Source organism: Pseudobacillus sp. FSL P4-0506, assembly GCF_038003025.1.
GTDB lineage: Bacteria > Bacillota > Bacilli > Bacillales > Domibacillaceae > Pseudobacillus.
This window is the reverse complement of the sequence record NZ_JBBOOI010000001.1, coordinates 1-19,620: the sequence shown is the minus strand read 5'-3', so window position 1 is coordinate 19,620 and position 19,620 is coordinate 1. Positions and strand designations below refer to the sequence as shown.

Annotated in this window: 14 protein-coding genes and 1 riboswitch; of the genes, 12 read left to right on the top strand and 2 right to left on the bottom strand. The window is 41.5% G+C overall.

The window, feature by feature from the left end; translation table 11 throughout:
- Positions 1 to 168 precede the first annotated feature (168 nt).
- The 3 genes from MKZ02_RS00070 to MKZ02_RS00060 all read left to right on the top strand — a co-directional run bounded on the left by MKZ02_RS00070 (position 169) and on the right by MKZ02_RS00060 (position 4,366).
- The gene (locus MKZ02_RS00070) at positions 169 to 1,995 is read left to right on the top strand and encodes a sigma-54-dependent Fis family transcriptional regulator (protein ID WP_340851249.1); all 1,827 of its coding nucleotides are present in this window, start codon (positions 169 to 171) and stop codon (positions 1,993 to 1,995) included.
- 190 nt (positions 1,996 to 2,185) lie between these two features.
- Positions 2,186 to 4,141, top strand: a complete 1,956-nt coding sequence (locus MKZ02_RS00065) for an aconitate hydratase (RefSeq protein WP_120036161.1) — start codon at positions 2,186 to 2,188, stop codon at positions 4,139 to 4,141.
- A 48-nt stretch (positions 4,142 to 4,189) separates the two neighbouring features.
- The gene (locus MKZ02_RS00060) at positions 4,190 to 4,366 is read left to right on the top strand and encodes a hypothetical protein (protein WP_182917083.1); all 177 of its coding nucleotides are present in this window, start codon (positions 4,190 to 4,192) and stop codon (positions 4,364 to 4,366) included.
- 71 nt (positions 4,367 to 4,437) lie between these two features.
- Here the strand turns inward: MKZ02_RS00060 and shc are convergent, their stop codons facing one another.
- Positions 4,438 to 6,315 (bottom strand): squalene--hopene cyclase, encoded by a 1,878-nt coding sequence (gene shc, locus MKZ02_RS00055; protein WP_340851248.1) that lies wholly within the window; start codon positions 6,313 to 6,315, stop codon positions 4,438 to 4,440.
- Between the two features lie 100 nt (positions 6,316 to 6,415).
- Between shc and MKZ02_RS00050 the strand changes: the two genes are divergently transcribed.
- The 3 genes from MKZ02_RS00050 to MKZ02_RS00040 all read left to right on the top strand — a co-directional run bounded on the left by MKZ02_RS00050 (position 6,416) and on the right by MKZ02_RS00040 (position 10,224).
- Positions 6,416 to 7,573 (top strand): DUF2515 family protein, encoded by a 1,158-nt coding sequence (locus MKZ02_RS00050; RefSeq protein WP_340856275.1) that lies wholly within the window; start codon positions 6,416 to 6,418, stop codon positions 7,571 to 7,573.
- Complete coding sequence (locus MKZ02_RS00045) at positions 7,506 to 7,952, top strand: CBO0543 family protein (RefSeq protein WP_340851247.1); 447 nt, start codon at positions 7,506 to 7,508, stop codon at positions 7,950 to 7,952. The genes MKZ02_RS00050 and MKZ02_RS00045 overlap by 68 nt, the downstream gene beginning before the upstream one ends.
- A 358-nt stretch (positions 7,953 to 8,310) precedes the next feature.
- Positions 8,311 to 10,224 (top strand): LTA synthase family protein, encoded by a 1,914-nt coding sequence (locus MKZ02_RS00040; protein ID WP_120038090.1) that lies wholly within the window; start codon positions 8,311 to 8,313, stop codon positions 10,222 to 10,224.
- Between the two features lie 94 nt (positions 10,225 to 10,318).
- Here MKZ02_RS00040 and MKZ02_RS00035 read toward each other — a convergent pair whose 3' ends face one another.
- On the bottom strand, positions 10,319 to 10,771 hold the full coding sequence (locus MKZ02_RS00035; RefSeq protein WP_340851245.1) for a hypothetical protein: 453 nt from the start codon (positions 10,769 to 10,771) through the stop codon (positions 10,319 to 10,321).
- Between the two features lie 276 nt (positions 10,772 to 11,047).
- Between MKZ02_RS00035 and MKZ02_RS00030 the strand changes: the two genes are divergently transcribed.
- The 6 genes from MKZ02_RS00030 (at position 11,048) to guaA (ending at position 19,179) form a co-directional block, all read left to right on the top strand.
- The gene (locus MKZ02_RS00030; protein WP_445324333.1) at positions 11,048 to 12,484 is read left to right on the top strand and encodes a nicotinate phosphoribosyltransferase; all 1,437 of its coding nucleotides are present in this window, start codon (positions 11,048 to 11,050) and stop codon (positions 12,482 to 12,484) included.
- Positions 12,481 to 13,308, top strand: a complete 828-nt coding sequence (gene nadE / locus MKZ02_RS00025) for an ammonia-dependent NAD(+) synthetase (RefSeq protein WP_120036165.1) — start codon at positions 12,481 to 12,483, stop codon at positions 13,306 to 13,308. Before MKZ02_RS00030 ends, nadE begins: the two co-directional genes overlap by 4 nt.
- Before the next feature lie 91 nt (positions 13,309 to 13,399).
- Positions 13,400 to 13,552, top strand: coding sequence for a hypothetical protein (locus MKZ02_RS00020; protein WP_340851241.1), 153 nt, complete (start codon positions 13,400 to 13,402; stop codon positions 13,550 to 13,552).
- Between the two features lie 36 nt (positions 13,553 to 13,588).
- The gene (locus tag MKZ02_RS00015) at positions 13,589 to 14,971 is read left to right on the top strand and encodes an alanine/glycine:cation symporter family protein (protein WP_340851240.1); all 1,383 of its coding nucleotides are present in this window, start codon (positions 13,589 to 13,591) and stop codon (positions 14,969 to 14,971) included.
- Between the two features lie 74 nt (positions 14,972 to 15,045).
- Positions 15,046 to 16,722: a M20/M25/M40 family metallo-hydrolase gene (locus MKZ02_RS00010; RefSeq protein ID WP_340851239.1), complete on the top strand. Its 1,677-nt coding sequence runs from the start codon at positions 15,046 to 15,048 to the stop codon at positions 16,720 to 16,722.
- A 704-nt stretch (positions 16,723 to 17,426) separates the two neighbouring features.
- Positions 17,427 to 17,528, top strand: a riboswitch (purine riboswitch).
- A 97-nt stretch (positions 17,529 to 17,625) separates the two neighbouring features.
- Positions 17,626 to 19,179: a glutamine-hydrolyzing GMP synthase gene (guaA, locus tag MKZ02_RS00005; protein ID WP_120036168.1), complete on the top strand. Its 1,554-nt coding sequence runs from the start codon at positions 17,626 to 17,628 to the stop codon at positions 19,177 to 19,179.
- Positions 19,180 to 19,620: the final 441 nt, after the last annotated feature.

Below are 19,620 nucleotides of genomic sequence, written 5' to 3'. Positions count from 1 at the left end.
ACTTGCACAGAGAATCCCTGTCTTTTGCTAATGTAGAGGGCTTTTTTGGCCTTAAAAGGCTGAACTAAGAAGCCGTACATAGTAAGCTCTTCCATAAATAAGAGGGTTTTTAAATTGGAAAATAGAAGTAAGTGAGTAGATAAATCTGAGAGGAATAGGAGTGAGGTCGTGACATTTTTACAGGGGATACAGGAGCTTGTACAACAGATTGCAGATGCGATATCGGCAGCGCTGAAAGTCGAAACAGAAATAATAGATGAAACAATGACCGTCATGGCTGGAACAGGAGAGTGCAGGAAAAGAATCAATACGATAGAAGAGGGCGGAAAAAAAGAGGCGGGTTATGTGTATGGACGGGTTCTTATAACTAAACAGGCATTCGTAGTAGAAGACGCCCGCAACGATCCAATGTATGATCCGCTTGTTAATACGGGAGAGCTAGAAGAAGTGGCAGAGATTTGCTGTCCAATCATATACAAAGAGAAAGCCATTGGCGTAATCGGACTTTTAGCATTTGACCAGGAACAACATAGCAGGCTTATTAAGAACAAAAAGCAAATGTTGAATTTTCTGTGGCGAATGGCAGAGTTAATCACTGGAAAAGTAGCTGAAATGGAAACGACAAATCAATTGCTGCTAACGAAAAATAAATTAAATACGATCTTGGAATCCATTCAGGACGGAATTTTGGCTATTGATCGCCAGGGAGTCATTACTCATTGTAATTACACAGTTGAAATGCTGCTAGATATGCATAAAGAGCAGATCATTGGGAAACAGCTCGAGCATATTTTACCGGAATCGCCGATGCTGTCTGTTTTTAAAACAGGAAAAGGGTATTCGGAAAAAGAAGAAATCTATCAAACACCTAAACAACACTTCCACTTTATTGTAACAGCCACCCCTATTTTCAATCAAAATCAAGTCTACGGAGTTGTTGCCTCCATACGCAAAATGTCTGATGTAAGAAAACTCGCTTATTCTTTAACGTCAGGTGAGCTGGATTTGTCGTTCGCTGAAGTAAAAGGAAAAAGCAATATTATTAAGAGCTTAAAACAACAAGCGATGAAAGTGAGCAATAGTCATTCTAATATTTTAATTACCGGGGAGAGCGGAACAGGGAAAGGGGTATTTGCCATGGCTATTCACAATGCCAGCAATCGAGCTTCAGGCCCTTTTATTTCTGTTAATTGCGGATCCATCCCAGAAACTTTGTTGGAGAGTGAGTTGTTCGGCTACGCTAAAGGAGCATTCACAGGCGCCAATAAAGAGGGAAAGATTGGCAAGTTTGAAATGGCAGATGGAGGAACAATATTTCTTGATGAAATTGGGGACATGCCCTTGCATTTGCAAGTGAAGCTTTTGCACGTATTGCAGCATAAAAAAGTAGAACGGGTGGGCGGGAGCAGTCCTATCCCCATTGATATTAAAGTGATTGCTGCGACCAATCAAAGCTTGGAGAAAATGGTGCAGGAGGGTGAGTTCCGAGCTGACCTGTATTTCCGCTTAAATGTCATCCCGCTTTATTTGCCGCCGCTAAGGGAAAGACAAGTGGACATTCCTATTTTAATGAATCATTTCTTATCTAAACATACCGCTTCTCTAAATAAGGAAATACATGAGTTTGAACCAAAGGTGATTGAGTTGTTTCAAAATTATCACTGGCCTGGAAATGTACGTGAATTAGAAAATGCAGTGGAATATGCAGTGAATATGGAACAGACCAATCGCATTACTGTTCAAAGCCTTCCCGTGCGGATGCTTGAACAAAGAGATTACACCTCCGAGCATCCTTCCTTGAAGGCGATGCTCAGCCTTCATGAAAAGAATATTTTACAAAACATGCTTAACAAACACGGCTATTCAGTCAAAGCAAAAAAGCAAATCGCTGCCCGGTTAAACATCAGTCTTGCCACTTTATATAGAAAACTAGAGGAACATAATCTGCCAAATGATCACTTTTCCATCAGCTCCCCTCATTTAACGAATCGCTGAAGGAGAGCATGAAAGACTGCGAAATTCCTAGCGGTCTTTTTTTGTTGCTTTTTTTTGTCTCTTCAAAGGCCTTATTCATTCCCTTTTATTGAGCAAATCATATGTATATTTTTTCTCGGGCGGACCACGCTATATAAAAGTAAAGGAAGGTACATAAAAGCAAGGAAATCTATGGACAGGAGAGAGTGACATGCCACTAAATATTACTCAAAAGCTGATAAAAGGGCATCTTCTTTCTGGTGAAATGATTCCAGGAACAGAAATTGGATTGAAAATTGATCAAACACTGACTCAGGATGCGACTGGAACAATGGTTATGCTGGAGTTAGAGGCTATGGGGCTTGAGCGGGCAAAAACTGAAGCATCCGCTCAGTATGTGGACCACAATTTAATTCAAGTAGATAGCAAAAATCCAGACGACCACTTGTTTTTACAAAGCGCTACTCGGCGCTTCGGATTATATTACAGCCGCCCGGGGAACGGAGTGAGTCATCCTGTGCATATGCAGCGGCTTGCTAAACCGGGAAAGACCCTTCTGGGATCGGACAGCCATACGTGTGCGAACGGATGTATGGGAATGCTAGCGATGGGAGCCGGTGGACTTGATGTCGCTTTAGCGATTGCAGGCGAGCCTTTTTACGTGAAAATGCCTCAAGTGTGGGGAATTAAGCTGACTGGAAAGTTAAATGACTGGGTGAGCGCTAAGGACGTCATTTTAGAGTTGCTGCGCCGACATGGCGTGAAGGGCGGCGTCGGAAGAGTCATTGAGTATTATGGACCGGGAGTCGCAACGCTCAGTGCCATGGATCGTCACGTGATTGCGAATATGGGAGCAGAACTAGGGGCTACCGGGACGGTTTTTCCATCGGATGAAGAAATTAAACGATTTTTAAAAGAGCAGGGACGGGGAGAAGATTGGATCGAGTTAATGGCTGATGAGAGCGCTGCTTATGACATAGATGAAGAAATGGATCTAGCACAAGTGGAACCGCTCATCGCTAAGCCTTCAAGTCCGGGCAATGTTGTGCCTGTATCAGAAGTCGCCGGTACGCCTATTTATCAGTCTTATATCGGCTCATCAGCCAATCCGGGTTTTCGGGACTTTGCGATCGCCGCTGAAATTGTTAAAGGAAAGGAAGTAGCAGAAGGGATTTCCTTTGACGTCAACCCGACCTCAAGACAAATGCTAACAGATCTAGTGAAGGAAAGCCATATCGCCAGTCTTTTACAATCAGGAGCACGTCTGCATCAGGCAGGCTGCAACGGTTGTATTGGAATGGGACAGGCCCCGGCAACAGGACGCAACAGCTTGCGCACAACGCCCCGTAACTTTCCTGGTCGCTCCGGAACGAGAGAAGACAGCGTTTATTTATGTAGTCCCGAAACTGCTGCGGCATCTGCCTTAACAGGAGAAATTACCGATCCGCGCACGCTTGATTTTCCGTACCCGAAGATAAAAGAGCCAGAAAAGCCAACGGTAGATATTAATTTGCTGGAGCAACCGCTGCCGTATGAAGAAGCAAGGAATATACAGCTGCACAAGGGGCCGAATATTGCCTCTATTCCAGAAATGGATGAGATGCCTGACGAGATGGAACTACCTATTCTCTTAAAGATGGGTGACAATATTTCCACAGATGAAATTTTAGCTGGAGGAGCTCGTGTTCTCCCTTATAGAAGCAACCTTCCGGAAATCAGCAAGTTTTCTTTTGAGATTATCGATAAAACATATTACACGCGCGGGAAGGAAACGATTGCAAGCGGCGGGCATGCCATTGTAGGTGGAATGAACTATGGCCAGGGGTCAAGCCGTGAACATGCGGCCCTTGCCCCGAGATATCTCGGCTTAAGGGTTGCTCTAGTGAAAGACTTCGCCAGAATACACTGGCAAAACCTTGTAAACTTTGGCATTTTGCCACTTACGTTCATACATGAAGAAGACTACGACAGTCTCAACCAGGGAGATGTTTTACAGCTTTCAGAGTTAAGGAACAAAATTCAGCAAGGGAATGAGTTTACTATTAATGTAAAAGGCAACACTCAGCTTATACATGTGAAACATTCGCTGTCTGAGCGCCAGGTTGAAGTGATGCTGAAAGGCGGAATGATTAACTGGGTGAAAGCAAGGCAGAGGAAAAGTGTATAGCTTCTGTCAGAATAAATCAGCGTCTAGAAACTCTATGGAGGGATGAAAATGGTAGACAGAGAAAATACATGCAGAGCATGCGAGGGAACTGGCATGCTTTCCGATGATGAAGGATGGCAATATAATTGCAGTGTTTGTCGAGGAACAGGACACATTAGCGCAGAGAACAGCTATGATTCCGCCAGAATCATGTCTGTTGATGAAAATAATCGTTTATTAGATTAATTAGAAAAGGGCTGTCTCTGCAAAGAGACAGCCCTAAATGGTTGAAAAGTGTATGGATCTCTTTACCTCGATCACTCAAATTTTCTTTTATAATGGGCCAAAGCCAAAAGAGGAAAGATATAGCGATAACCATGGTAGTGAATGTAGAAGCTGCCAGCCATTCCCTGTCCGGCAGGGTAATCCATTGTCCAGTCCCTTTTATCATAAGAAGCGAGCAGGTAAGAGACTCCAGCCTGGATTTCCGGTGTGGGCTGGTCAGCGGTTGAAATGAGGGCATCCAGAGCCCAGGATGTATGGGTTAAAGTGCTTGCGTGCAGAGGAATATATGTGTTTTCGCTGTCACTTACGCAAGACTCGCCCCAGCCGCCATCCTTGTTTTGAATCCGGCATAGCCAGTTGACCGCCTTCTGAATAGAAGAGGTATGGGGACTTATCCCGACAGCCGTCATTCCGGTAACAGCTGCCCACGTGCCATAAATATAGCAGATTCCCCACCGGCCATACCACGAGCCGTCTTCTTCCTGATGATGTAAAAGCCAGTCCACTCCTCGTTTGATTAGATGGTGGTTTTTGCGTAAATTTGTATAGCTGCCAAGAAACTCAAGGGTCCTTCCGGTCAGGTCTGCGCTGCTCGGGTCGGTTAGCAGAAAGCGGCCACCTTCAATTGGCAGCAGATTCAATAATTTTTTGTCTGTGTTTTTTTCAAAAGCAGGCCAACCGCTATCCTTATTTTGCATCGATGCGGTCCACTGAACGCCTTTTTCCCATGCTTGACGGACAGTAGAGGAACGTCTCACGAGTCGCGAGAGCGCTCTTAAGGCGGCGGTTGTATCATCTACGTCGGGGTTCATTGTGTTGATGTCTGAAAATCCCCAACCGCCGGGAAAAGCTTGGGGGTTATGAAACGCCCAGTCGCCGTATTTATATTGCTGGCGCCTGATTAAGTATTTACTCGCCTTTTTAATGGTCAAGTCAGATGAGGGAACACCAGCTTCTTGCAGAGCATAGCTAATCAAAGCTGTATTCCACACGGTTGCTGTTGTGTACTGAATGTGAGGGTGACCGTTAATTGTACATTTCATTGCGTGTAAGCCATTGATCGCCTCTATAATAACCGACTCCCCTTTCTTATGCCCAAGAGACAGCAAGGCAAATATCATGAGGAAGGTAGAGCTGAAATAACTGTAAAGCGTTCCGTCCGGTTCAATGTGATCAATCATGTATTGTTTGGCCCTTTGCATAGCTAAGGAGCGTATATAGTGAGGAAAGCCGATTAGACGCTTTACTTCCTGTTCAACCATCGAACAAAGTTTTTTGGTTCCACGTGTTTCCGGCCAATGGAAAGAACCATCGGATCTGGAAGTAAATAAGTCGGAAAGATCTGGACTCTTCTTTGTTCTTTTACTGTATTTTTTGTTTGATAAAATCATGATAGGTATGAGGTTGGCTCGGCCAAATACAGAGAAATCATAGAGGTTGATCGGAAAAGACAACGGTAGAAGAACTAGTTCAATTGGAATTGGAAAGCAAGAAGGCCACCGATATTGACCGGTTAAAGCCAGCATGGTCTTCGTCAGCATGTGTGATTTTTCGATTCCGCCTTTTGCGAGGATGAATTGTTTTGCTGCTTGCAGCCGTTGATCTTCTTTTTGATAATAACCGGAATAAAGCAGAGCATAGTAGGCTTCAACAGTTATTGTGACATTCCCATCCTTCTCATCATGAAAAAGCTTCCAGGCTCCATTGTCTTCTTGTTTGCTCATGATCCGATTGGCTAATCCACGAATTAAGTCTTCATCATTTATTTCTAATGTCCTTAATAAAATAATCATGTAGGCATCGGTTGAGATACCAGTTTCAAAGGGATAATCCCATGAACCATCGGGTGTTTGGGATTGTTTGAGCCGGTCAACAATTGGACGGATTAAGTCTTTTGTCCGAGACTTCATCAAAGTGCCATCCCCCTCACATAAGAGCAGTTTTCTCTATACATATTCGTCTATAAAAAAAGAATTCTTTAGAACTGAATAATTACGGAGGTGACCGATCATTTTTTTCTCAAAGAAGCAGGAGGAGAAACCGTCGCTGCCGGCAAATCTTGTTGATCTTAGGAAAGATTTAAAGACAAAGCTTAAAGAGATTCCGATGCCTGGTGAGGTGAGCCTGCCGAGGAAGGATCAGCAGCTTTTACAGAAAATCCGCTTGAAAACGTCCCAGTTGAATGCCAATAACATTACAAGAACGAAAGCTTATCTGGACTTTTACTGTCTGTATCCAGAAATCCATTGGGCATTCCTCGGACATATGGTATCCAGAAATGGGGGATGGAACATGACGGATTTACAAGGAGAGCTGCATGCCCGTCTTCTTAATAAAGAGAAAAGACATATGTTTTTTAGTTTTTTGGAAAGGGGCAACTGGCTTATTTTTCAGGATGCCTATCCGCAGCTTTTATTATTTATGGAAAGCAAAAGGGAAAATAAAAATATGTTTTATCTGCTGCCGTACTTGAACGTATCTGTATTTATGGAGGTAGTCTGGAATCATTATTGGAAAAAGGAGGATCGCGTCCTTCTTGCTGTTGCTCTCATCGTAAATGAACAAAACTATCTAGAAAAAAGAGTTATGCAGAAGTCATTATTTCAAAAGCAGGTCTTTCAAACATTAGAGTTTGCAGTGCAAGATCTTTTTTCTTTTAATCATCTTCTCTTTCCTTTTTATATGGATGGATCGTCAGTAGAGAAAGCCGAACTTGTAGGTGTAACGCTTCATCACTTCGACTCTTTACATGAACGGATTAGGGTAGGAAAGCGCTTATATCGTTTGCTTTTTCAAGATAAAACTCTACTCGAAAAGATGTTTGATTGGGCGATTCGCAACCGTCATACCGGTACGCGGAAGGATTATTGGCCGCACATTTTTAATGATATTAACGAAGGAATACCAGGAGCAAGACTGACAAAAAGGTTGAAGGGCTGTCAATTGAGAAAAGGAGAGCCCCGACTATATAGCCCAAAGCTTGAATTTGCCTGGAAAAATGCTGAACATTCCCCGGCGGAGGTAGGAGATTGGTTTGATTGTATAGATGTAATTGCCTACTTGGGAAAAGAAAATGAAATGATAGATGGAGAGATTATGAATGAATACTGTAAAACACTTGAAAGGCTTGAGTTGGCAGCTATTGCGAAAAAGGCCATTTTTACTTAAGGCGGCTCCGTATTTTCCGGCTGTGATTGCTGCATCATGGATGGGCACTTATCTCGATCTTTACTTTGTTGGAAGAAATCTATATGAATTTCCACTTCGTCCTTTTCCTGATATTTTTCCTATAAACGTAGCCTTTACTCTTTTCGTTCTACCGCTTTTTACTGGGTTGTTCCTGTTCCTGATGAATAAAATGAGAAAATGGGGAAGAGCTTTTTTTATCTTGTTTGTCAGTTTAATCATGCCGGTGGTTGAGAAAGCATCAGAATTATGGGGATTATTTAAGCATAGCAATGGATGGAATCACGGTTATTCTTTCTTTGGTTACTACTTATTTCTCGTTCTTATTTGGGGGATCTTTAAAAGATCAAAAGAAAAGTAAAGACAAACATAAGAGTCATTTCCAGAAGAAGGGAGGCCAAGCAAGGAAGAGGTGTGGGCTCTTTTTTTCCTTGCGAGAGTAGGAATCTCTCAAAATTAAAAAGGTTTATTTTTTAGTAGGCAGCTGTTAAAACAAGTGAGAAAATGAAGAAAAAGTAAAAGGGGTCAGGTCATTCCCATGTACGTCATAGTTGACTTTTTCACCCACTGTCCCTATTATTTATTATGTTCATTTTTATTTCGTGAGCCAAAGTTTCGACTAACATAGTGCATATTATATAATGATATTTAGATAGAACAGGGGTGAAAATGAAGTGAAGAAAGCAATAAATAAGAATTTGTTTTCTCTTAGCAAGCCGATGGTTTTCTTTTCATTGGCAGTCATTCTCCTTTGGTTGAAAACATATGCAGCGTATCAAATAGAGTTTGATCTTGGCATTGATAATGTCATGCAGAAATTCTTGTTATTTATTAATCCGATAAGCTCTGCTGTACTCTTTCTAGCTTTTGCTCTTTTTGCAAAAGGGAGAAGATCCTTTATATGGATGATTGTCATTGATTTCTTATTATCTTTTCTGCTTTATGCCAATATTGTATACTATCGTTTCTTTACTGATTTTATTACGCTACCGACACTTACCCAGACGGATAATGCCGGCGATTTGGGGAAAAGCATTGGTGCTTTGCTAAATCCGTATGACTTTATTTATTTTCTTGATACGATTATTTTAATTGTGCTTATGTTCTCTAAGTATGTGAAGCCTGAACCGGTGAGATTAAAGAGCCGCCAAGTAGGGGCCGTTTTTTTAACGGCTGTTATCCTTTTCGTAGTCAACCTTGGACTTGCTGAATCGGATCGGCCGCAGCTGCTAACAAGAACATTTGACCGTAACTATCTTGTGAAATATTTAGGAATGTACAACTATACAATTTATGATGCGGTTCAAAGCTCTAAAGCGTCCACGCAGAGAGCATTAGCTGATAGCAGTGACACTACAGAAGTGGTTAACTTTACGAAGTCGCTTTATGCAGAGCCGAATCCCCAATATTTTGGCAAGGCGAAAGGAAAGAATGTCATTTACATTCACTTGGAGTCTCTGCAAAACTTTATCGTTGATTACAAGCTGAATGGAAAAGAGGTAACTCCGTTTCTAAATTCACTGGCCCATGATCAAAATACATTTTACTTTGATAACTTCTTCCATCAAACAGGGCAGGGAAAAACGTCAGATGCTGAGTTTATGCTAGAAAATTCGTTGTTCGGACTGCCGCAAGGATCAGCTTTTTCTATGAAAGGGCATAACACGTACCAGGCAGCACCAGCGATCTTAGGACAGCAGGGATATACATCTGCGGTATTCCATGGCAATAAAAAATCTTTCTGGAACCGTGATGAAATTTATAAATCATTAGGATTTAACAAATTTTTTGACTCCAGTTATTATGATATGAACGAGGAAGATGTATTGAATTACGGGTTGAAGGACAAGCCGTTCTTCGAGGAATCTATCCCGTTGCTCCAAACGTTGAAACAGCCATTTTACGCGAAGTTTATCACATTGTCGAACCACTTCCCGTTTCCGATGAATCAAGAGGAAGCAACGATTGAACCTCATCACACGGGAGATCGTTCGGTTGATGGTTACTTCCAAACAGCCAGATACTTGGATGAATCAGTAAAAGGATTTATTGATTACCTGAAAAAATCGGGGCTATATGATAATTCCGTAATTATTATGTACGGTGATCACTATGGTATTTCTGATAACCATAATAAAGCCATGTCTATTGTAATGAATAAAGAAGTAGATAAATTTGAAAATGCTCAGCTGCAAAGGGTGCCATTGTTTATTCATGTACCTGGCGTTAAAGGCGGAGTGCAGCATCAATACGGTGGACAGGTTGACCTGCTGCCGACGGTCCTTCATTTGCTAGGAATTGATACGAAACAATATGTGCAGATGGGGACGGACTTATTGTCACCGCATCATAATGGAGTCGTTCCATTCCGTAATGGAGACTTTATCAGCAAGGATGTAACGTCTATTAAAGATAAATATTACAACACAGCTACTGGAGAAGAAATAGAAGCAACAGACGAAATAAAGAAAGAGGCAGAAATCGTGGAGAAAAAGCTTCGGCTCTCAGATAAAGTGCTGAATGAAGATTTACTCCGCTTTTACACTCCAAATGGCTTCCAGCCCGTAAATCCTTCCGATTACGATTATACACATCGCACGGATGAAAATGCGGAAGCAGCAGAAGCTGAATAATTTATCTTTCGAGAAGTCTTAGCACCTGGCTTCCAGGCAAAACCAGAGCCTTCTCATGAAAATAAACGATTCCGGCCTAGTGACCGGAATCGTTTTATTTTTTCTTCTTTGAATATAGAAATACCTCTTCAGCGAGATCATCAATGAATCTTGTACCTACTTCTCTATTTACATATTTAAGCTCTGCGGCGATTTTAATAATAAAAATACACTTCTCAGTCGACAGTTGAATAAGGGACAATATTGTATTTACAGCGATTAAGAACTCTTTATAATCCTTTCCTTTTCCTTCGTATATAACAAATCCGTCGGTTTCGACCGGGTTAAAATCAGAATCTCCATCCATTGGCAGATTATCATGTATAACGGAAAAAGAATAGGCAGGTGGTTGTAGTTCAGGCAAGTCTGTTTTATAAAGGCTTTTGGCATGTTTAATTAATTGCTTTACTTTTTTATCTTGGAATGATTGTTTTAGCTGCTCAATGAATTTTTCGCCTCCAGAGCCTTCTTCCAGCCCGTTCCAGCATATTAGTAGCTTTTCATTCATGTTGATTCTCTTCTCCCTTTAGTTTTTGTACTAGTCTTATACCCATTTTTCTTTGGGAGAGACTTATTCAGGTGAAGCTGAATAAAAAAAGTATGAAGTATTGCTTTCAAGAATATCAATGTTTGGGACGGCTGACAAATGAAAGGCGGAAAAGGGCGGTATAAAGATTGAAGAAGCGGGAAACGTGGTAACATAACGGATAAAGGGGAGATGAATTTGACTAGTCCATTTACAGATGACAGTTTATCGTTGCATACAGATCTGTATCAAATTAATATGGCTTATACTTATTGGAAAGATGGCACTCATGAAAGAAAGGCATTATTTGATTTGTTTTTTAGAAAAATGCCATTTGAAAATGGGTATGCTGTATTTGCAGGATTAGAGCGTGTGATTGCTTATCTGAGAGACCTTCAATTTACGGACAGTGATATTGCTTATCTGCGCAGCATTGGGGAATATGAGGAGGCATTTCTTCAGTATTTACAAAAATTAAAGTTTACAGGCAGCCTCCGCTCCATGAAGGAAGGAGAGATTGTGTTTGCCAATGAACCACTCATTCGAGTGGAAGCCCCACTTATTGAAGCACAGTTAATCGAAACTGCCTTATTAAATATCATTAACTTTCAAACATTGATTGCAACAAAGGCCGCCCGAATCAAAACCGTATGTGGTAATGATGTAGTGATGGAATTCGGTACAAGGCGGGCGCAGGAAATGGATGCTGCCGTTTGGGGAACGCGTGCCACATATATTGCCGGATTTGATGCTACAAGCAATGTGCGTGCCGGCAAGCTGTTTGGCATTCCGCTGGCAGGCACCCATGCGCATTCAATGGTTCAAGCTTATCGTGATGAATATACCGCTTTTCGTAAATATGCAGAATCCCATAAAAACTGTGTGTTTCTAGTTGATACTTACGATACGCTAAAATCGGGCGTACCCAATGCTATTCGAGTGGCAAAGGAGATGGGCAGTCAAATTCACTTTGCAGGCATCCGTCTCGATAGTGGGGATCTCGCTTATTTATCGAAAGAAGCAAGAAAGCAGCTAGATGATGCCGGTTTCCAGCATACAAAAATAGTTGCTTCTAATGATTTGGATGAACATACCATTTTAAACTTGAAGGCACAGGAAGCTAAAATTGATACGTGGGGGATCGGTACAAAAGTAATTACAGCTTTTGACCAGCCGGCTCTAGGAGCAGTCTACAAACTAGTATCCATTGAAAATGAGAACAAGAAAATGGAAGATACCATTAAAATCTCCGGCAATCCTGAGAAAGTGTCCACTCCAGGGAAAAAACGCGTATACCGGATTATCAGCCGGGTGAGTGGCAAGTCGGAGGGGGACTATATTGCCCTTGAAGAAGAAAAGCCGTATGAACAGGAGAAGATCAAAATGTTCCATCCTGTACATACGTATATCTCTAAGTTCGTCACTAATTTTGAAGCGCGGGATTTGCATGAAGACATTTTTCTAAATGGTGAACTTGTCTATGAACTTCCAGAGCTAACTAGTATCCGCCAGTATTTGCAGAGCAATCTGGATCTTCTGTGGGATGAGTACAAACGAATTTTAAATCCGGAAGCTTATCCAGTCGACTTGAGTGAAAAATGCTGGAATAATAAAATGGAGCTTATTCAAGAAGTGAAGGAAAAAACAGAAAAAAGACTGAAACAGGGTCAACTTGAGGAGGAGAGAAAAGAGTGACAGATTTACAAAAGAAGATTATCGAAGAATTGAAAGTAAAGCCGGTCATTGATCCGCAGGAAGAAATTAGAAAAAGTATTGATTTTATGAAAGCATATTTACGAAAGTATTCTTTTCTAAAAGGCTTCGTCCTTGGCATTTCAGGAGGACAAGATTCTACGCTGGCTGGAAAATTAGCACAGATGGCGGTTGATGAGTTGAAAAAGGAGACGGGCTCGGACGAGTACAAGTTTTATGCCGTGCGGCTTCCAAGCGGTGTTCAAAAAGATGAGGATGATTGTCAAGATGCCCTTGATTTTATCCAACCTGACGAAATTCTTGCTATCAATATTAAGCCGGCGGTAGACGCAAGTGAACAAGCGTTAAAGGCAGCGGGGATCGAGCTGTCTGATTTTGCAAAAGGAAATGAAAAAGCCCGTGAGCGGATGAAAGCCCAGTATAGCGTTGCTGCTATGAGACATAGTGTCGTTCTTGGGACTGACCATGCGGCTGAGGCAATTACTGGTTTCTTCACTAAATATGGTGATGGCGGAGCTGACCTTGTTCCGCTCTATCGTTTAAATAAGAGGCAGGGCCGACAAATGCTCAAAGCTTTGAATTGTCCAGAGCACTTATATACCAAAGTGCCGACAGCTGATTTGGAGGATGAGCGCCCGCTGCTTCCTGATGAAACGGCTCTCGGTGTATCATATGAATACATTGATGATTATCTGGAAGGAAAAGAGGTGCCAGAAGCGGCCAGAGAGCGGATTGAACAATTATATTTGAATTCACAACATAAGCGGCATTTGCCGATTAACATTTTTGATGACTTTTGGAAATAAAGCTAAAAAGCATTGGAGAATTAATTCTCCAATGCTTTTTCATTTCAAGCGCTGTAAGGGGCTATCCTTATTTAGGAGGAGAGCGAGAAGAATGTTGGTTTTGAATTCTATACCGCAAGCGCATTTTGCGCAAAAAATAAAAGCGCTTTCTTTCTGTAATAAATATTCTATAATTGGATATATATTCATCATTTATCTCTTTTTACCTATTATTTTCAGGAGGGAAGGAGAAGAGGGTGAATAAAAATTGACAACATAGATTATTGCTAGGGGGCACGATATGAAGAACTTTGAAGAACTAGTAGCTTTAGTGACAAATTGGATTTGGGGTCTTCCGATGATGTTATTGCTTTTGGGAGGAGGCCTTTTTTTAACGGTCCGTTTAGGTTTTTTTCAGTTTCGTTATCTTCCACATGTGTTGAAAGAAACATTTGGGAAAATGTTTGTAAAGAATGATGCGCCGGGCTCGGTTACTCCTTTTCAAGCAACGACCTCTGCTCTTGCTTCTACAATAGGGGCAGCTAATATAGTGGGTGTTCCAGTAGCGATCGCTTTAGGAGGGCCAGGAGCTGTTTTCTGGATGTGGGTTGTAGCCATGATTGGAATGGCCTCTAAATATTCTGAAGTAGTGCTTGGAGTAAAGTATCGCACAAAAAACGAAGAGGGAGAATGGACTGGCGGGCCCATGCATTATATTGAGAAAGGTCTCGGTTGGAAGCCTGTAGCTATGTTCTTTGCCTTCTTCTTAATGCTTGAAATTATGGCAAGTACGATGGTTCAATCAAATTCCTTGTCTCAAACAGTTGAATCTGCATTTAACCTTCCGCCAATTGTAACGGGGGTTATTGTCCTCCTATTAGTAGGATTAGTTACACTCGGTGGGATTAAACGTATCGGTTCTGTTACAGAAAAGTTTATCCCTTTAATGGTTGGTGTTTATTTAGTAAGCGCTTTTATTGTGTTAGGTGCTAATGTAACTGAAATTCCTGCTGCCTTCACATTAATATTTAAATCTGCTTTTACGCCTACCTCAGCTGCTGGAGGATTCGCGGGTGCTGGAGTGGCAGCTGCAATCCGCTGGGGGCTGGCCCGTGGAATTTATTCAAATGAAGCAGGGATGGGGACGGCTTCAATCGCCCATGCAGCAGCGAAAACAGAACATCCAGCTAAGCAAGGTTTGTGGGGCATCTTTGAAGTCATTATTGATACACTTGTCGTTTGTACAATGACAGCTTTAGTTGTTTTAACATCTGGTGCCTGGCAGGAAGTTCCGGCAGATAAAGCATCTACAATGGTTGTAACAGCCCTGTCTAATGTGGTGGGAGAAGGCATCGCTGGAACACTTATTTCCATCTGCTTATTCTTCTTTGTGCTTTCAACGGTTGTAGTCATCGTGTTTTATGGAGAAAAACAGGCAGAATATTTATTTGGTCTAAAGTTTTCCAAGATTATGCGTTTTGTTTATTTAGCTGCTATTCTTGCCGGAGCGGTAGGGGGATTAAAGGTTATTTGGCAGTTCCTTGATTTAATGCTCGCCATGATTGTTTTACCAAATATAGTGGCTCTGTTATTCTTAAGTGGAGAAGTAAAAGAGGTTACAAAAGATTATATTCAGCGATATATTAAAAAAGGTCAGAATAAGCAAAAGAGACGTTCAGCATAGAACTATAAAGTCCTTGTAGGAAAGTAATTGAAAGCAATACGGGCTTTGAAAACATCAGAGAGAGGTTGATCGTTATGTATGGTGAATTAAAACATTTATCTATAGAAGAACAGGTAGAAAAATTAACTAAAACGTTAGTGGGTATTCCTAGTGTGAATGGTTCAGAGAATGGTGAAGTAGCAGTGGCAGATGCGATCTTAGGTATTTTGCGTTCTTATCCATATTTTCAGCAGAATCCAGCGCTTGTTTGGGAACAGACAGCCGTTGATGATGCACTGAATAGGAAGAATGTCTTCGCTTTTATCAAAGGTGGAGTGAATGCCAAACAAACCATTATTCACCATGCTCATATTGATACAGTGGGGATTGAGGATTTTGGTGCGTTGCGTGCCCATGCATTTGATCCGGATTATCTGCAAGATTTCTTCAAAGAATTTGAGCAAAACCCGGATGTTCAGGCAGATGCCTGTTCCGGAGACTGGATGTTTGGGCGCGGATCGGTTGATATGCAAAGTGGAGCAGCGGTTCATTTAGCCAATCTTCTTTACTTTTCAGAACATCGAGAGGAGCTTCCAGGAAACCTGCTTGTCATGTTTAATCCTGATGAAGAAAGCCAGCATGCCGGCGTGAAAAGTGCGGTTTTTGAACTTGAGAGACTGAAAAACGAATGGGATTTAGAGTACGTAGCCGCTATTAACAATGATTTTATCACTCCGCAGTATGATGGCGACACAACGAGATACATTTACACAGGGGCAGCCGGGAAAATACTGCCGAGCTTTTATATTTATGGAAGAGAAGCACATGTAGGAGACACGTTGCAAGGGGTAGACCCGAATTTCATTGCGGCTGAACTAACGAGAAGAATTCACAATAATGTGGAGCTGTGTGAAAACATTCCTGATGAAATGGTGCTGCCGCCAACATGTCTCTTCCAGCGAGATAATAAGTTCACATACAATGTACAAACAGCAACGAGCAGCTATTTATATTTCAATTACTTCTTATATCGTGATTCTGCGGCTGATGTGATGAAAAAGCTTCGCCAAATTACTGCTGAGGCCTGTCAGGAAATTACACAATATTTGTCGAACCAATATGAAGAATACTTGAACCGTTCAGGCCTGCCCCGGAAAAATTTAAACTGGGATATCGAGGTGGTGTCACTTGAGGAGTATAGCCGAGATTTAAAAAATAGGGGAATTGATGTAGAGAAAGTGTGCGCAAAAGTGACGGAAGAGCATAAGATGCTTGATGTAAGAATGATTTCCTTCAAGATTGTGGAAGTGCTGAATGAACTGGACCCTAAAAAGAAGCCGCGAGTGGTCTTGTTCTTTGCTCCTCCATACTTACCGCATAACTTTTTGAGAGAAGATAATCCTGCGGAACAAGCTATTTTGAAAACGATAAAAAATGTTTTAGCTGAGGCCAAGCAGGAGAGCGGTGAGAATTTTGAAGTGAAGAAATTCTTCCCTTACTTAGCGGACGGCAGTTATCTATCCATTCATGAAACGAATGAAGAGTTACAGAGCTTATTAAATAACTTGCCGAGTCTCGGTGGGCTGTACACGCTTCCGGTCGAAGAGATCCGCCGCTTAAACATCCCTTCTATTAATATGGGCGTATACGGAAAAGATGGTCATAAGTGGACGGAAAGAGTCTATAAGCCATACTCGTTTGGTGTTTTGCCTAAGCTCATTAGAGAAACAACAATCAGTTTGCTGAACCATGTACCTGTAAAAGTAAATTAAAGAATGAATAAAAGCCAGGCTCTTCCTTCTGGATTTGATGTAGGCATCCATAGAGGAGTCCTGGCTTTTCGTTATAGTATAATAATTAAAACAAGTCAGATGAATGGCTTGTAGATTATTATGCAATGATTGTTTCTTCTATGCTTGGAAATTTAATTTTGGGCACCCTAATAGATGTATCGACCCAATCTGTTATGCAGCTGCTATGGAAGAATGTTTTTTTTATTCTTTTGTACTTGCCGAGCTATTTATTACAGCTGCCATCATAAACAAACCGCTGCTTCTTTTATCGATCTTGGCTTTAATGAACTATAAAGCAATGACCACAATAAGTGAAAAAGTTATTTTATCAAAAGAAGGCAGTGTTTCTCTTTAGGGTGACCACTATTTTAGTGGTCTTGCGGGATACGGCGTTGGCTCTGGCCCGTTAGAGAATATGGAACAGAAGCATTTGGCGAGGAGATTGTTCTTCGGTAATTGCTAATCTGGAGTGTTAGGGACCTCGTGGTTCTCGATCTTATTTTGACTGCAATCAATGCAGAAGAATCAATGTGCCCATCTGTTTAAAGGACCTTTTTAATCAGTTGGAATCGGGGAGCCACAAAAGCGGTTACATCCTAAGTGTGTTTTTTACTGAATATTTAATTAACAACAGAACAGCTTGACCGCTGTGGTTGATAGATATAAAATGAGGTCAAATTAGCTCGAATAATCGATTTCTCCTTCATATATTTTCGACAATATGGGTCGAAAGTTTCTACTAAATCACCGTAAATGATTGGACTATGAGGGCAGATTCTTTTTGTAAACAACTAGAATTCTGCTTTCAGCGCTGAAAGGATTCTAGTTTTTATTTTATGTACATCGAGCAGTATCTTATTGCACAATAGAGGAGTGGAAAGAGTGGCAGGAAAACCGGAATTACATAACCAGGAAATGATCCTTGTTTTAGATTTTGGCAGTCAATACAATCAATTAATCACCCGTCGTATTCGGGAGTTTGGTGTGTATAGCGAGCTTCATCCGCATACAATCACTGCAGAAGAAGTAAAGGAAATGAACCCGAAAGGCATTATCTTTTCCGGCGGACCAAATAGCGTTTACTCAGAAAACGCATTTCATTGTGATGAAAAAATCTTCGAATTAAATATCCCGATTTTTGGTATTTGTTATGGCATGCAGTTAATGACGAAACATTTTGGCGGCAAAGTAGAGCCTGCTTCACACCGTGAGTATGGAAAAGCAGCCATTCAAGTGAAAAATGAAACTGCACTCTATAAAGGACTGCCAGCAGAACAAGTTGTCTGGATGAGCCATGGTGATTTAGTTACAGCTGCACCTGAAGGCTTTTCGGTTGATGCCGTGAACCCTTCTTGCCCGATCGCTTCGATGAGCAATGAAGAGAAGAAGCTTTACGCCGTGCAATTCCATCCGGAAGTGAAGCACTCTGTATACGGCATTGAGCTTTTGAAAAATTTTGTGTTTGAAGCATGCGGTTGCAGTGGCGACTGGTCGATGGAGAACTTTATTGAAGTCGAAATGGAGAAAATTCGTCAGGTAGTCGGCGATAAGAAAGTACTCTGCGCACTAAGCGGTGGTGTGGACTCTTCTGTCGTAGCTGTGCTGATTCATAAAGCCATTGGCGATCAGTTAACATGTATTTTTGTGGATCATGGACTGTTGCGAAAAGGCGAAGCCGACAGCGTTATGGAAACATTCGCTCAAGGTTTTCATATGAACGTTATTAAAGTGGATGCTAAGGACCGCTTCCTGAATAAATTAAAAGGTGTGTCTGACCCTGAACAAAAGCGTAAAATCATTGGTAATGAATTTATTTATGTATTCGATGATGAAGCTACTAAGCTGGAAGGCATTGAGTTTTTAGCTCAAGGTACCCTTTATACAGACATTATTGAGAGTGGTACAGCAACAGCGCAAACAATCAAGTCTCACCATAATGTTGGCGGACTGCCTGAGGACATGCAATTTAAATTGATTGAGCCTTTAAATACCTTATTCAAAGACGAGGTTCGCGCTCTTGGAACAGAGCTTGGTATTCCAGATCACATTGTTTGGCGGCAGCCATTCCCAGGACCTGGACTAGGTATTCGTGTTCTTGGTGAAATTACTGAAGAGAAGCTCGAGATTGTACGTGAATCTGATGCGATCTTACGTGAAGAAGTACGCCTGAACGGTCTTGAAAGGGAGATTTGGCAATACTTCACTGTGCTGCCGGACATCCGCAGTGTAGGAGTAATGGGCGATGCCCGCACGTACGATTATACAATTGGTATTCGCGCAGTTACGTCTATTGATGGCATGACTTCTGACTGGGCAAGAATTCCTTGGGATGTGCTTGAAAAGATTTCAACGCGTATCGTTAACGAAGTCCCACATGTTAACCGCGTGGTGTATGATGTTACGAGCAAGCCGCCTGCTACAATTGAGTGGGAATAAGTTTAAGCAAACTATACAAATGAGAAGGAAGTAAATTTGTGTGTTTTCTTTGTGTGAGCTTGGAGATATTAGTGGTCACAAGCCGCCTGCTTACAAAGGCAACAGATATTTGGATATTTCTTTGTCATTTGATACCTTAGCTGCACTTCGGACAAAATGTCCGAAGTGCTTTTGTTTTTTGGGGAAGAAACAACTCTAACCTTATGGAAAAGAGTGATGTCATGTATCTGAGAATGGTTAAGTATAAGAGAGAGTAAATTTATTTTTAAAAAATGTTGACGATGTTTAATAGAGCTGGTATAGTATTAAGAGTCGCCAATGGAAGTAACTGAAAATCCACAGGGACACAGCATGATAACTTCTCAGAAAAAAGTTTTAAAAAACTTTGACAAGAAGAAGTGAATGTGGTAAGATAATAAAGTTGCTATTGAGCAGCGGTTA